Annotated in this window: 15 protein-coding genes; 9 read left to right on the forward strand and 6 right to left on the reverse strand. The window is 58.2% G+C overall.

Translation table 11 applies throughout. The features are described 5' to 3' along the window. Positions 1-89: 89 nt before the first annotated feature. The gene (locus ACE3MN_RS21090; protein WP_165909802.1) at positions 90-233 is read right to left on the reverse strand and encodes a hypothetical protein; all 144 of its coding nucleotides are present in this window, start codon (positions 231-233) and stop codon (positions 90-92) included. Between ACE3MN_RS21090 and ACE3MN_RS21095 the strand changes: the two genes are divergently transcribed. The 5 genes from ACE3MN_RS21095 to ACE3MN_RS21115 are packed head-to-tail and all read left to right on the forward strand — an operon-like array spanning position 226 to position 4758. Continuing rightward, complete coding sequence (locus tag ACE3MN_RS21095) at positions 226-1332, forward strand: ABC transporter substrate-binding protein (RefSeq protein ID WP_024359092.1); 1107 nt, start codon at positions 226-228, stop codon at positions 1330-1332. The two genes, ACE3MN_RS21090 and ACE3MN_RS21095, sit on opposite strands and share 8 nt — an antisense overlap. A gap of 20 nt (positions 1333-1352) precedes the next feature. Continuing rightward, positions 1353-2252, forward strand: coding sequence for a branched-chain amino acid ABC transporter permease (locus ACE3MN_RS21100; protein WP_004129493.1), 900 nt, complete (start codon positions 1353-1355; stop codon positions 2250-2252). Then, a complete protein-coding gene (locus tag ACE3MN_RS21105; RefSeq protein WP_004133743.1) occupies positions 2252-3301 on the forward strand; it encodes a branched-chain amino acid ABC transporter permease in 1050 nt (349 codons plus the stop codon). The genes ACE3MN_RS21100 and ACE3MN_RS21105 overlap by 1 nt, the downstream gene beginning before the upstream one ends. Next, positions 3288-4070 carry an ABC transporter ATP-binding protein gene (locus tag ACE3MN_RS21110; RefSeq protein WP_024359093.1) on the forward strand — a complete coding sequence of 261 codons (783 nt, stop codon included), beginning with the start codon at positions 3288-3290 and terminating at the stop codon, positions 4068-4070. The genes ACE3MN_RS21105 and ACE3MN_RS21110 overlap by 14 nt, the downstream gene beginning before the upstream one ends. Then, positions 4063-4758, forward strand: coding sequence for an ABC transporter ATP-binding protein (locus ACE3MN_RS21115; protein WP_004129484.1), 696 nt, complete (start codon positions 4063-4065; stop codon positions 4756-4758). The genes ACE3MN_RS21110 and ACE3MN_RS21115 overlap by 8 nt, the downstream gene beginning before the upstream one ends. Positions 4759-4865: 107 nt before the next feature. On the opposite strand, the gene ACE3MN_RS21120 is transcribed toward ACE3MN_RS21115, so the two are convergent. Beyond that, positions 4866-5048, reverse strand: coding sequence for a hypothetical protein (locus tag ACE3MN_RS21120; RefSeq protein ID WP_004129481.1), 183 nt, complete (start codon positions 5046-5048; stop codon positions 4866-4868). A 314-nt stretch (positions 5049-5362) separates the two neighbouring features. On the opposite strand from ACE3MN_RS21120, the gene ACE3MN_RS21125 reads away from it, so the two are divergent. The 4 genes from ACE3MN_RS21125 to ACE3MN_RS21140 are packed head-to-tail and all read left to right on the forward strand — an operon-like array spanning position 5363 to position 8426. After that, the gene (locus ACE3MN_RS21125) at positions 5363-6172 is read left to right on the forward strand and encodes an ABC transporter substrate-binding protein (RefSeq protein WP_004133747.1); all 810 of its coding nucleotides are present in this window, start codon (positions 5363-5365) and stop codon (positions 6170-6172) included. 13 nt (positions 6173-6185) lie between these two features. After that, positions 6186-7004, forward strand: coding sequence for an amino acid ABC transporter ATP-binding protein (locus tag ACE3MN_RS21130; RefSeq protein ID WP_049130850.1), 819 nt, complete (start codon positions 6186-6188; stop codon positions 7002-7004). Beyond that, positions 7001-7753, forward strand: coding sequence for an amino acid ABC transporter permease (locus tag ACE3MN_RS21135; protein ID WP_004133751.1), 753 nt, complete (start codon positions 7001-7003; stop codon positions 7751-7753). Before ACE3MN_RS21130 ends, ACE3MN_RS21135 begins: the two co-directional genes overlap by 4 nt. Further along, a complete protein-coding gene (locus tag ACE3MN_RS21140; RefSeq protein WP_049087351.1) occupies positions 7743-8426 on the forward strand; it encodes an amino acid ABC transporter permease in 684 nt (227 codons plus the stop codon). The genes ACE3MN_RS21135 and ACE3MN_RS21140 overlap by 11 nt, the downstream gene beginning before the upstream one ends. A 27-nt stretch (positions 8427-8453) precedes the next feature. On the opposite strand, the gene ACE3MN_RS21145 is transcribed toward ACE3MN_RS21140, so the two are convergent. The 4 genes from ACE3MN_RS21145 to ACE3MN_RS21160 are packed head-to-tail and all read right to left on the reverse strand — an operon-like array spanning position 8454 to position 13979. Then, a complete protein-coding gene (locus ACE3MN_RS21145; protein ID WP_375364165.1) occupies positions 8454-9158 on the reverse strand; it encodes a fimbria/pilus periplasmic chaperone in 705 nt (234 codons plus the stop codon). After that, positions 9127-10740 carry a hypothetical protein gene (locus ACE3MN_RS21150; RefSeq protein ID WP_224232991.1) on the reverse strand — a complete coding sequence of 538 codons (1614 nt, stop codon included), beginning with the start codon at positions 10738-10740 and terminating at the stop codon, positions 9127-9129. The genes ACE3MN_RS21145 and ACE3MN_RS21150 overlap by 32 nt, the downstream gene beginning before the upstream one ends. Positions 10741-10759: 19 nt before the next feature. Then, entirely contained in the window at positions 10760-13285 is a 2526-nt protein-coding gene (locus ACE3MN_RS21155) for a fimbrial biogenesis outer membrane usher protein (protein WP_024359098.1), read from the reverse strand. Positions 13286-13310: 25 nt separating this feature from the next. Then, complete coding sequence (locus ACE3MN_RS21160; RefSeq protein ID WP_004133761.1) at positions 13311-13979, reverse strand: hypothetical protein; 669 nt, start codon at positions 13977-13979, stop codon at positions 13311-13313. Positions 13980-14013: the final 34 nt, after the last annotated feature.

Raw genomic sequence — 14013 nt, forward strand, 5'->3', positions numbered from 1 at the left:
TTCCTGCAGGTAATAAGAATATTGCATGAGTAAAAATGAAACGGACGTTGTAAGGTAATTCTGCGCATTAAATATATCTCGTTATCTATTCAACATAACAGCCAATAATTCGCCGAGTACGCTGGCGAATTATTTTTCAATGTTATGCAGTCATTGATGGTTAAAGATAAATAATCGACCGACGGTGAGGTAGCAATGAACAAGTTTTCCGGGAAAGCGTCTTTAATGGCCACGCTGGTTGCCGCGTGGGTCGGTGCCAGCAGCGCGCAGGCGGCTGAAATTAAAATCGGCGTGGTATTGCCGCTGAGCGGCGCGCTGAGCGGCTACGGTCAGCCTTCGCAAAAAGGGCTGGATATTATCCAGAGCATTACGCCGACGTTAAAAAACGGCGACACCGTGAAGCTTATCGTGATTGACGATAAGAGCGACAAGGTCGAAGCCGCTAACGCCATGCAGCGCCTGGTCTCCAGCGATAAAGTCGACGCGGTGATCGGCGAAGTCACCTCCTCCAATACCCTGGCGATGACCAAAATCGCCGACGACAGCAAAACGCCGCTGGTCTCCTCAACCGCCACCAACGACCGCGTCACCCGCAACCATCCTTACGTCAGCCGGGTCTGCTTCTCCGACAGCTTCCAGGGCGTGGTCGGCGCTAACCTCGCCTCGCGCGATCTGAAGGCCAAAACCGCCGCCATCGTCTTCGACAGCAGCAACGACTACTCCGTCGGCCTGGCGAAGGCCTTCCGCACGCAGTTCCTGAAAAACGGCGGCACCATACCTATCGAAGTTCAGGCCCCTGGCGGCAGCAAAGACTTTAAGGCCCAGTTGGCCAGCGTGAAGGCGAAGAACGTCGACATGATTTATATGCCGATTTACTACACCGAAGGGGCGCTCATCGCCGTACAGGCTAAACAGCTGGGGCTGAGCAAACCGGTGGTCGGCGGCGACGGACTGGCGGCGGATCAGGTCTTTTTTGACGTTGGTAAAGACGCGGTCAACGGCTATATGACCACCGACTACTACTCGCCGAACGCCAAAGAGCAAACGCCGGCGGGCGAGGTGTTTATCAAAGCCTGGGAAGCCAAATACCAGCAGCCGACCCATACCTGGGGCGCAATGGCGGCGGACGCTTATAACGTCATTATCAACGCCATGAACCAGTGCAGCGACCCGCACGACCGGGTTTGCGTTAACGAAAAAATTCGCGCCACTAAGGACTTCCAGGGCGTGACCGGCACGCTGACGTTACAAAACGGCGACGCTATCCGCAGCGCGGTCATCAACGAAGTGAAGGATGGCAAGCTGGCGTTTCGTACCGTGGTTAATCCTTAAGGTTTTATAAGGGATATCAGATGGATGGTGCCATTTTTCTCCAGCAAGTGGTCAATGGAATGAGCCTTGGGGGCATGTACGCCCTGATTGCCATCGGTTATACGATGGTTTATGGGGTGCTGCGCCTGATCAACTTCGCCCATGCGGACGTGATGATGGTCGGGGCGTTTACCACCCTGTTTTTGTTTTCTTCCATTGGGCTACCCTTCGGGGTAGCCGTTTTCCTGACCCTCGCGCTGTGCGGTCTGTTCGGGATGCTGATCGACCGGGTAGCCTATCGCCCGCTGCGCCAGGCCTCCAAAATCTCAATGCTGATCACCGCCATCGGCGTCAGCTTCTTCCTCGAAAACCTGTTCAACGTGCTGTTTGGCGGCAGCTCGCGCTTCTTTTCCGCACCGGACTTTTTCAATAACACCCGCGCCTTTGGCGACGTGATTATCACCAACGTGGCGTGGATCGTGCCGCTGATTACCGTCCTGCTGCTGCTGGCGATCCTCTGGCTGCTGTACCGTACCCGCTACGGGATGGCGATCCGCGCGGTGGCCTTCGACGTCAATACCGTGCGCCTGATGGGCATCGACGCCAACCGCATTATCTCACTGGTGTTCGCCCTCGGCAGCAGCCTCGCGGCGCTGGGCGGGGTGTTCTACTCCATCAGCTACCCCACCATCGACCCGCTGATGGGGGTACTGATTGGCCTGAAGGCGTTCGCCGCCGCGGTACTCGGCGGGATCGGCAGCGTCACCGGCGCGGTACTCGGCGGCTTTATTCTCGGCTTTACCGAAGTGGTGGCGGTTGCCCTCTTTCCCGAGCTGGGCGGCTACAAAGACGCCTTTGCCTTTATGTTCTTGATTCTGGTCCTCTTGTTCCGCCCGGTTGGCATTATGGGCGATGAACGTCTGGAAAGGAGCCGTTTCTGATGCTCAACGCTACGACTACCGCCGGGGCGCAGCTGCGCAACCTGGTCATTATTGTTCTCTGCGTCGCGCTGCTGGCCGGGATCAACGTCGTCTTCAACGACTACATTATTCGCGTCATCAGCACTATTTTTGTCTTTATGATCCTCGCGGTCAGCTACAACCTGATCAACGGCGTGACCGGACAGCTGTCGCTGGAGCCCAACGGCTTTGTGGCGGTCGGCGCTTACGTCACCGCCCTGCTGATCCTCTCCAGCGACAGCAAGCTGGATATGTTTGAGATGGCCGCGCCCAGCCCGTGGATCCTCGTGCTGCACGCCGGTTTCCTGCCCGCCTTGCTGATTAGCGGCCTGTGCGCGGCGGCGCTGGCGGTGTGCCTGGCCCTGCCGGTCTTCCGCGTGCGCGGCGACTACCTGGCGATTGTGACCCTCGGCTTCGGCTTTATCATTAAAATCCTCGCTATCAACAACCCGCAGATCACCAACGGCGCGATTGGCCTCAACGACATCCCGCAGCAGCCGCACCTGCTGTTCTGGTGCGGACTGTTCGCCCTGCTGGCGACCGGGATGATTCTGCAGCTGGTGTGGTCGAAGTACGGGCGAATGATGAAGGCGGTGCGCGACGACGAAGACGCCGCTATCGCCATGGGGGTGAACACGTTTCGCATTAAAACCTGCGCCTTCGCCACCAGCGCCTTCTTCGAAGGGATCGGCGGCGGCCTGCTGGCCTCGCTGCTGACCACCATCTCGCCGGGCCTGTTCGACTTTATGCTCACCTTCCAGCTGCTGATTATTATCGTGCTCGGCGGCCTGGGCAGCACTACCGGCGCGCTGCTCGGCACCGTGCTGGTGGTCGGCAGCGGCGAGTGGCTGCGCTTTCTCGACCAGCCGCTCCAGTTCTTCGGTCACGATCTGGGCGCGTATCCGGGGCTGCGAATGGTGGTGTTCTCGCTGCTGCTGCTGATCATCATGCTGTTCGCCCGCGAAGGTCTGCTGGGCAAAAAAGAGATTTGGCAAGTGGGCAAAAGGGGCCGCGGCTATGGCGCAAAATAAGGTCATTTTAGAGGTACAGGACGTGACCATGCAGTTCGGCGGCCTGCGGGCCATCGACAGCGTCAGTTTCCACGTCGACGAGGCGGAAATTTTTGGCCTGATTGGCCCTAACGGCGCGGGCAAAACCACGATGTTTAACGTGATTACCGCCAACTATAAACCGACCAGCGGCAGCGTGACCCTGGCGGGAAAATCGCTAAAAGGGCTGAAGCCGAACCGGGTGGTCAACGCCGGGATCGCCCGCACCTTTCAGAATATCCGCCTGTTTAACTCGATGACGGTATTAGAAAACGTGATGGTCGGCCTCGACAGCGCCAGCCGCTATTCGCTGCTGGAAGCGGCGCTGCATATTGGCCGCTACTTCCCCGCCGAGCGGGCGGCAAAGGCCAAAGCGATGGCGATTCTGGACGATATCGGCATCGCCCATTTCGCCGACGTGCAGGCCACCAACCTCAGCTACGGCAACCAGCGCAAGGTGGAGATCGCCCGCGCGCTGGCGACGTCGCCAAAATTACTGCTGCTCGACGAACCCGCCGCCGGAATGAACCCGAAAGAAACGGAAGATCTGGCGGATCTGATCTTCCGCATGCGCAACGACTACCGGCTCAGCGTGCTGCTGATCGAGCACGATATGCCGTTCGTCAACAAGCTGTGCGAGCGGGTGATGGTGCTGGAGTACGGCAAACCGCTGTTCAGCGGCCTGATGTCCGAAGCCATTCAGGATCCGGACGTGATTTCCGCCTACCTGGGGGACGTTCGTTATGCTTAGCGCGCGCGAGTTAAAAGTGTTTTACGGCGTGATTCAGGGGCTGAAAGGGGTGGACATTGATATTCACGACCGGGAGATTGTGACCCTTATCGGCAGTAACGGCGCGGGGAAAACCTCCACCCTCAACGGGATCGTCAACCTGGTGCGTTCCACCGGGCGGGTCAATTTTCTCAACGAGGATATTTCCCGCAGCCAGACGCATCAGATTGTGCGTAAGGGGCTGGCGCTGGTGCCCGAGGGGCGACGCATCTTCACCAACCTGACCATCGAAGAAAACCTGCGCATGGGGGCCTACAACAACCTCGCCGGCTTTCCCCGCCTGCGCGATCGCATGTACAGTCTGTTTCCCCGGCTGAAAGAGCGGCGTACCCAGATGGCGGGGACCATGAGCGGCGGCGAGCAGCAGATGCTGGCGATCGCCAGAGCGTTGATGAGCGAGCCGGTACTGCTGATGCTCGATGAGCCAAGCCTCGGGCTGGCGCCGAAAATTGTCGGTGAGCTGTTCGCAACGATTAAGCAGCTGCGGGAGGAGAATATTACCGTGCTGCTGGTGGAGCAAAACGCCACGGCGGCGTTGACCATCGCCGATCGCGCCTATGTGCTGGAGAATGGGAAGATTATGCTCTCTGGCCCGGCGGCGGAGGTGCTGGCGAATCCGGAGATTAAGCGGATGTATCTTGGGGGATAAAGCTGTTCAGGGCTGCGGCATCGCTTCCTGCGTCGCCGCAACCGCAAACAGCCTCGCGCTACACAAAGCACACCTCGTTCCAGTAGGCTTCACGCGTCCTGCGCCGCTCAGTATGTTTTATCATGGCGAAACCACCTTGTTTCTACGTTGCCAAGCTCAATTCCGTAGAGACTGGCGACCGGTAATATCGCCTCCATAATGCGTTGGGTATCCTGCTGCCCGGCTTCTCCGCCAGATCCAGATAAAGAAGCCAGCCAGCCCGTTATGCGTTGCCACAGCGCCACTTTCATTTTTCTCCTCCGTCGGGAAGCGTTTTTGTCTGGGTCTATTTCAACCACAGTTGACGGCGGGCGGGAAATATCAATTCCGGATTTGTAATTCTGTGGGATGCATATTAAGGGGGAGAGGATCTTCCCGGAGGCGGTGCTGCGCACCTGTCCGGGCTACTTTTCTCCAGTCTGGTAGCCCCATGCGGGTAAACAATATCCACAGATTTGTTAAGTTCTTTTTCGTTATAGATAAGAACTTTTTCTTCTTTGCCGCCGACGGGCGATTTGTGGGAGCGTGATAAACACAAAACAAAACAGGGATTCAGGGGAAAACTATGCGCATTGCAAAAACAAAAATCGCGCTGGCGCTGGGCATGCTGGTGCTCGCCGCGCAGGCTCAGGCCGATCAATTAGCCGATATCAAAGCCGCCGGGGTGGTCAAAGTCGCCACCTTCGACGCCAACCCGCCGTTCGGCTCGGTAGACCCAAAAACGCATAAAATCGTCGGCTACGACGTGGACTTCGCCGAAGCGCTGGCGAAATCTCTCGGCGTTAAGCTGGAGCTGGTCGCCACCAACCCGGCCAACCGTATTCCGCTGCTGCAGTCCGGTAAGGCCGACCTGATCGTCGCCGATATCACCATCACCCCGGAGCGCGCCCAGGTGATTGATTTCTCAACGCCTTACTTCGTGACCGGCCAGCAGTTCCTCGTCCCGGCGAAATCCCCGGATAAGCTTGATGATTACAGCAAAGCGCGCATCGGCGCGGTAAAAGGCACTACCGGCGAACAGGCGCTGCATCAGCGTTTCCCGCAATCGCGCGTACTCTCTTATGACGACATTCCGCTGGCGCTGACCGCCCTGCGCAACGGCAACGTGCAGGCCATTACCCAGGACAGCACCATCCTCGCCGGACTGCTGGCGGAAGCGCCCGACAAGGCCAACTTCAAAATCATCCCCGACCTGCTGAGTAAAGAAGAGATTGGCGTCGGCGTGAAGAAAGGCGAACCGACCCTGCTGAAAGCGGTAAATGACGAGCTGGTCAAGCTGGAAAAATCCGGTGAAGCGGCAAAAATTTACGACGTCTGGTTTGGCCCGAGCACCAAAACCCCGCAGCCGCGCGCCTTTACTATCGAAGCTAAATAAGCAGAAAAAGATTATGTTATCGGCTCTATTTTCACGCTCCGCGGCATCGTCCGCGGATTTTTCGCATCTGCAGCGCGCCAGCATTGAGTTCCGCGATGTCGCCAAAAGCTACGGCGATCATCGGGTGCTGAACGGCGTAAATTTACAGGTTGAACCCGGCGAAGTGGTGGCGATCCTCGGCCCTTCGGGATCGGGCAAATCCACCCTGATCCGCCTGATCAACCAGCTGGAGTCCCTCAGTGGCGGCGAGATTTTGATCGACGGTAAACCGACGCACCAGCTTACCGGCAGCGCCCTGCGCCAGCTGCGCAGCCGGGTCGGCTTCGTCTTTCAGCAGTTTAATCTCTACGCCCACCTGACGGCGCAGGAGAATATCACCCTCGCGCTGGAACGCGTCCACGGCTGGGGCAAAAGCGCCGCCCGCGAGCGCTCGCTGGCGCTGCTCAGCCAGGTTGGCCTCGCGGATAAAGCCGGGCAGATGCCCGCCCAGCTCTCCGGCGGCCAGCAGCAGCGGGTGGCGATCGCCCGCGCCCTCGCCTCCTCGCCGCAGATTATTCTGTTTGATGAACCTACGTCGGCGCTGGACCCAGAGATGATCGGCGAAGTGCTGCAGGTGATGAAAACCCTCGCCCACAGCGGGATCACCATGGTGGTCGTGACCCACGAAATGCAGTTCGCCCGCGAAATTGCCGATCGGGTGGTGTTTATCGACGGCGGCGATATTCTCGAAGTCGCGCCGCCGGCCGAGTTTTTCGCCCGACCGCAGCACGCCCGCACCCGCCGTTTCCTGCAGAAGGTGCTCGACCCGCTGCACCAGGAGAGTGAGGCGTGATCCCGCATCTTGACTGGCATGGCGTGCTGAGCGGGCAGCCGCTACAGTGGATAATCTCCGGCTTTCTCACCACCGTCTGGGTGAGCGTCGCCGGGATGATTCTGGCGACCGTGCTGGCTATCCTGCTGCTGGCGCTGCGTCTCGGCGGCGGCCGGCCCGGACGCTGGCTGGTGGCGGCCTGGGTATCGCTGTTCCGCAATACGCCGCTGCTGGTGCAGCTGCTGTTCTGGTATTTTGCCGCCTGGAATCTGCTGCCGCTGGGGGCGCGCGATTTTATTAACGACGACCACAGCTGGTCGATTCTGCCGGGCAACGTCTGGTGGCTGACGCCGGAGTTTCTCTGCTCCATGTGGGGGCTTGGGGTCTTTACTTCGGCGTTTCTGATCGAAGAGATCGCCTCCGGGCTGCGCGCCGTTAGCCACGGTCAGCGGGAAGCGGCGCTGTCGCAGGGGTTTACCCCCTGGCAGGAACTGCGCCACATTCTGCTGCCGCAGGGGCTGGCAAACGCCTGGCAGCCGATTATCGGCCAGTATCTGAATCTGATGAAGCTCTCTTCGCTGGCGAGCGGCATCGGCTTCGCCGAACTCACCTATCAGGTACGGCAAATCGAGAGCTACAACGCGCATGCGCTGGAGGCGTTTGCCGTCGGCACCGCGCTGTATCTGGCGCTTGGGGTGGTGATGGGCGTGGCGCTGACGCGTCTCGGCCCGGGAAGAAATCAGCAAAGGAGAGCCGGGTATGAACGCTAATCTGGCGGTGATCGTTGATAACCTCGATTATCTGCTGTGGGGACGGCTGGCGGACGGTATTCCCGGCGGCGTGGTGCTGACGCTGCTGATGGCGATCGGCGCCGCCGCGCTGGCTTTGCCGGGCGGGGTCCTGCTGGCGGGGATCGCCTGGCGCTACGACGGGATCGTGCGGCGGCTGCTCTTCCTGTGGGCGGAGGTTATTCGCGGCATCCCGCTGATCTTCGTGATTTTCTGGCTGTGGTATCTGCTGCCCATGCTCACCGGCAGCGATCTGCCGGGCGCGGTCACCGTCACGGTGGCGCTGGCGTGGTTTACCGCCGCGTCGGTGATGCATTCGGTGCTGGCGGGCCTGCAATCGCTTCCCGGCGGGCAATACGAAGCGGCGCTGACCCAGGGTTTTACCCCCGGACAGACGCTGCGCCTGATCCTGCTGCCGCAGGCCCTGCGTAACGTTCAGCCCTCGCTGGTAGGTATATTGATCGGCCTGCTCAAAGACACGTCGCTGGCGTTTATCGTCAACGTACCGGAATTGACCACCGTTGCCGGCCAGGTCAATAACCGAGTGCAGATATACCCGCTGGCGATATTTGTCTTTACCGGCGCGGTTTATTATCTACTGTGCTGCGGCCTGAGCCTGCTGGCGAACCGTCGCTATGCCGGTCGTGCGGCTTAGCGACGAAGTGCGAAAAAAGCTGCCCGGTTACTTCACCGGGCAGTCTTTGGTCATCTTAATAAATTTATCGTTATAGATTATGTAGTGGTTCCCTGGTTGGCGCAGCGAAGCCTGGCGAACAACGTCCCCGGGCCGTAAATACCATGCGTCTCCTTCCTCTTCCGTCGTATCACACCCGGGCTTGATCAGCAGCTTAAACCAGGTATTCCCGGTATTGCTGACGGTACCCGCCGCACGATCGTAGGCCCACTTGAACTGCACCTCGCGCGGGCGAACAACGAGAATTGTGTCCATCACTACCACCGGATCCATACTCACTTCCGTCCCGCTTTGATTACGCATCACGTAATTGCGGGTGGGTATTTCACGGAACGACACCCGGTAATAGCGCTCACGGTTATCTTTCGGGCCGTGGTAGTAAAACTTAAAATATTCGCTCTCCCCCGCCTGAAGGGTGAGCTGGCGCGGGGCAAACAACAGCTCGCCGTCCGCCGGACGGGAGCGCACCTCTTTGCCGCCGGGGCGGTCGATAGCGACAATAGAGACCCGATACAATCTGGCGATTTTATTGTTATTAATCACCCGTTTAGACGCAAAATCATCTTCCGCCGCCATCGAGAAAGTTAAATTACCGACCGAGATGGCCTGCGCCGCGGTCGCCAGTCCGAGCGACAGCAGGCAGATAAGCATCCGCAGCAAATTAGTTAATGTTACGCCACGTCGCCTGAACATGAATTTCTCCTGAAGCACTCACTTCACCAAACCAGCCGTTATCTTCCACCGTGCGCAACGATATCGGGTTATCCATCGGAATGGAAAACTTCACCGTCGTTTTGTCCATCTGCCCAACGTCGCCGGAAATATCCGTCCACGGCGTGGTTAACCACAGGGCATCGGTCATATCATGCCAGGTATCATCACATCCGGCGTCATACGTTTTGATAGCCCCGGTCTGGGTGGTAAACGCCAGGGTCGCCGGGAACGGCACTCTCGACGTACCGTCCGGTGAAGTGAAAATACAGTATGAACGTCCGCCGATCGCCTGCGTTGGTCCCTTCACTTTGATAAGCACTTCATCGGCGGCGGTCTTACCGCTGGTGGTGACAATATAGCCGAAGTCCAGCGACGGTTCGCCGCTACCCACGTAGCCCTCACGCGTCGGCGTTGAGATATACTCATCGGAAATAATGCTGATGCTGAAGTCACGCGGTTTAATGATCAGCGTGTTGGACGTCGAAAACTCATACCACCCTGACTCCGGCGAGGTGGTGTTATAGAAACGGAAATTAAACAGGTCCTTAGTGTTCACGTCGCTGATGCCCAGCGTCACCATCTGCTTAAAAAAGTTGCTTGAGAAGAAAACATACACTGAATCTGATGATTTCATCTCGTTAAACGTATAGTACTGAGCGATGCCGCTTACTGGCTTCCATGAGTTACCGTCGAGGCTGAACTGCATATCGTAGCTTCCCACCGCGGAAGCCAGCGCCGAGTTGCTGATCGCCGGGAAAATATGAATTGAGGTATTACTCAGGCCATTATGCTGCAAATTGTAGTTCACCATTTTGCAGCTCAGACCGGAACGCGTGCCAATCGTCTGCGTGCGGCAGTCGGCGTTGCCTTCACCCAGCGTCGGAACCCCGTCGCTGTTGATAAAGACTTCCGCCAGCGCATGGGTATTAATTAACCGCAGATTGGCCGCTTTAGTATGGGTGACATTACGTACGTACCAGTAACCTGAGGCCTGGTCTTTGCAGCGTGCGCCGCTGCTGGCGTCATAGCTCACCGACGTCATGCAGGAGTTGATGGTCATTGAGAAGCTGCTGCCCACCGACATCTGCTGCAGATACTGGTAGAAAGAGTCGGACATCATGCCGTGCATCCACTTTTGCCCGCCGGGTGTTACCGTTGCGCCGTAGAAGCCGCTGGCATCGCTGGTTTGCGGCTGGATCAGGCTGGTCGCCATATCGCAGCCCGCATACCAGTTGATGCAGCGCAGGCCGGTCAAAGGATGGGAAGCCGGCGAGTTATCCAGCCACATATCGAAGAACCAGTTAGCGTACAGGCCGGTGTTATAGCCATTGTCGATATAGCCGAGGCTCTGCTGATAAATGGTGCCCGAGCCGTTATATTTCAGCCCGGTCCAGCGGTTAGCCCCGGTCATCCGCGGGTCCAGCGCGCCGCCGGGGGTGACGAAGAAGTTATCGTCCGAGTTGTTTTCCACAAAAACAAACTGCATGGCCGCCGCATCGGGCCAGGTGGTTTTGTTTACCGCAGCGTTGACCCGCGTCACGCACAGCGCCGCCGTTAACATGACTAAACATGCCAGCCATTTAGCTTTCATTACCTTCTCCTGTCTGCTGCACGCGGGCATAAGTGGAGAGGCCGCTGCAGACCACATCGCCCACCCACACCGCGCCGCGCGCCTGGCTCAGCTCCAGCGCCACTTCGCAGCTCTGGTTTTTACCGTAACTGAAATCGATGGTGGGATACTTTTTATCCACGTCCATCACAAACTCACCGTTCTCATCGGTGCGGGTACGACCGATGTGGTTATTAATCCGCGCGTTGGCCAGCAGCGTGCCGTCTTCCGCGCGAATCCGCCCGGAGACCGTGACCATCTGCTTCACTTCCGGCTCAATCACCGCCACGTTCCCCGGATAAAGGGTCAGTTGGCTCTTGCGCCCGGTCACGATGTCGTAGCTATCGAGCGAATTTTTGCTGTTCTGCAGCTCCACTTCATAGCGGTTGTACGGCGACAGCGGCAGGTAATTACGGTTGCCGGAGAGCTGCACAATACGGCCGTTCACCTTAGCGCTCAGCTTGCCGTCGTCTTCAAGACCGGTTTTGAAAATCACCCCGGCATTACCGTCGGTGCGGCCGCTGGCGGCGATATTTTTCCCCTGCCAGCCCACGCTGCCGTTGGCAGTCAGGTTGGTATTCACATAGCCATCCACGCCGCTATTCACATTCAGCGTACCGGTGGAGTAGCGGGTATCAAACTGGGCATACGCGCCGCCGCTGAGGGTTTTGTCATCGCCGGTGTCGCCGGAAATCGCCCGTGAAACGTTGGCGCCGATGGTGCGAATGCTGCCTTCATCAAACTGTTTACGCGCCGACAGGTTGGCCATGGTGTAGCCGTTCTGGTGCGTCATGCCGGCGCTGAACCAGTTGCCGAGCGGCAGCGAGAAGTCGAGCGCAATATATTTCCCGGTGCTGGCGCTGCTGTCGCCGTTATTAAAGCGCTGCAGGCCCGCGCGCAGGCCCAGCGATCCCCACGAGCCGGTATAAAGCGTCTGATAGTAGTCCGCCGTGTAGTAGTGGCTGTTATAGCGGCGGTCGTCATTATAGCTGATGCTGAACGTGCCCAGCTTTGACCATAATGAATTGAGATTCAGCGTGCCGCCGATAGCCCGGTTATCGGCATTGCTGCGGCGTATTCTGTCGCCAATCTGCGTTTTTTCCTGGTTGACCCATACCGAGCTGAAGCCGCCGGGGAGCGTGGCGCTGATGCTGCCGATGCTGCTCCAGGAGCTGTCGCTGGCCAGCATATTCTGCAGATTCACGCTAATGGATTCGGTCAGCGGCAGCGTCAGGCGCGTCTCGGCAACGGCATTGTTGTCATAGCCGTAGCCGGTCGCCGCCCAGCTTAAGGTGCTGAGCGACCCGGAGGCCGAGGCGCCCGCCAGCCAGCTGTCTTTTGCCGGCAGCGTCTTTTTACCGCTTTCGGACCAGCGGTCCATATGGAAGCTGCCGCCCCAGAACTGCCAGGCCAGCGGCGCGCCGGCGCCGCGTCCGCGGCTGAACAATTTATTGACCCGCTGGGTACGCTTGCTGACCACCCGGCCGTTCACAATCACTTCAACATCGACATCATAAATCCCATACGGCAGGCCGCGGGTGTCCACTTCGTGGTTACCCATGGCAAAGTTCTGCACGCTCATCAGGCGCCCGTCGCGGGTCAGATGGACCTCCCCGGCGGCGGGTAAAAAGGCGACCACCGGCGTGGCCGACTGGCTGTTATCGAATACCGTCGAACTGGCCTGGTTGCCCCAGGAAGCGCCGTAGATCTTCCCCGCCGAAACGGCGGTCATCGGGCCAAGGGACTGTAGATTCCAGGTATCCAGCATCCCGCCCGCAAAACGGTGACCGGCAAAGTCGCGCTCATACATCGCTTTATAGACTTCGCTGTCCTGATTGCCGGAGCCAATACCGTACAGCGAGCCGTCGAGCACCAGGTGGTGCTCGCGCAGCGCGGTGACGTTGTTCAACGACAGATAGCTGGAGGTATTATTGCCGCCGTTGCGCATCTGGTTGTTATAGACCCCGAGGTTATAGTTCAGGGTGCTGCTGAGGGTGTTGACGCTGGACTGGCCGATATCTTCGCTGCGCGAACGCAGCACCGTACCCAGCGCCTCCTTCTTCACCACCAGCTGCAGCAGCAGCTGGCGCAGGCTGAGCTGTAGCTGCGCATCATCTGTGAGGCTAATATTGAGTTCTTTGCTGAAAGCTTCATTGGCCAGCGCGGTGAGCTGTTTGCGGGTCTGTTCGCTGACGGTGGCGTTATTATCGTTTTCTTCCAGCTGAATTTGCCGTACGCGCAACACGCCGTTATCCAGCCAGATAAAGGCATTGCCGATCCGCTGATCGTCCTGGGTACCGGTGCTGCCTTTAAGGTGAATAAACAGAGGAATGCTCATTCCGTCCTGCAGCGCCTGGCTGAAGGCCTGGGGGATAATCACGCCGCCGATTTGCTGTACTTTGTCGGAGGCGGCAGTGACGCTAAATGGAACCAGCAAGATGACCATGCCGGAGGCAAAGAGTGTTTTTAATCCTGGAGCGATCCCTGGTTGAGCCATAATGTTGATCCGTCATAAGAAATGTCTATTTCACGGGAACAAACTGCTCGCCCTGCCAGAGCGCGACCCGTCCTTTTTTGTCCGCAACGTTCACGCGCGTGAAGCGACGCTCTTTACCCGGCATCAGGAAGTAATTTTCCTTGCACTCTTTACCGTCAGCCGGCTTCAGACACGGGCCGTAGGCAAGAATGCGCAACGTCGCGTTACCGGTATTGACCAGCGTGCCGTTGGCGTACTGATAGCGGAAGTTTGCTTTTCTTGGCGCCACCACCAGGATAGTGCCGATGCGTGCCGAGGCCGTGGCGACCGCGCTGCGGGTCGAGCCATTGCGCTGGGCATCGCTGAGCGCCTGATCGAACCAGACGATACGGTAATAGCGCTCTTTATCGTCCGCCGGGCCTTTGTAGAAAAAGCGGATCACGTCGCTGGCTTTCGCGGGCAGCAGCAGACTGGCCGGGGTCAGTAAAATCTCGTCCTGCTTATCCATCGGGATGACCTTGCCGCCATCCAGCGGCGAAGAGAGGCGTTCCATATGGATGTTAATTAAGCGACCGCTGTCGGTCGTGTTCTTGATCTCTTTACTCAGCGTGCTGCTTTCGCTGTTCATAAATGAAGAGATATCGCCCACATCCAGCGCCAGGGCTGGCGTCATTGTGCTGAGCAACAGGCTGATGGCCAGAATGTGTTTTTTCATATGAATTCAGTCCGTGAAATAAGGCAGGGGGAAT

Source organism: Klebsiella grimontii (assembly GCF_042137965.1).
Lineage (GTDB): Bacteria > Pseudomonadota > Gammaproteobacteria > Enterobacterales > Enterobacteriaceae > Klebsiella > Klebsiella grimontii.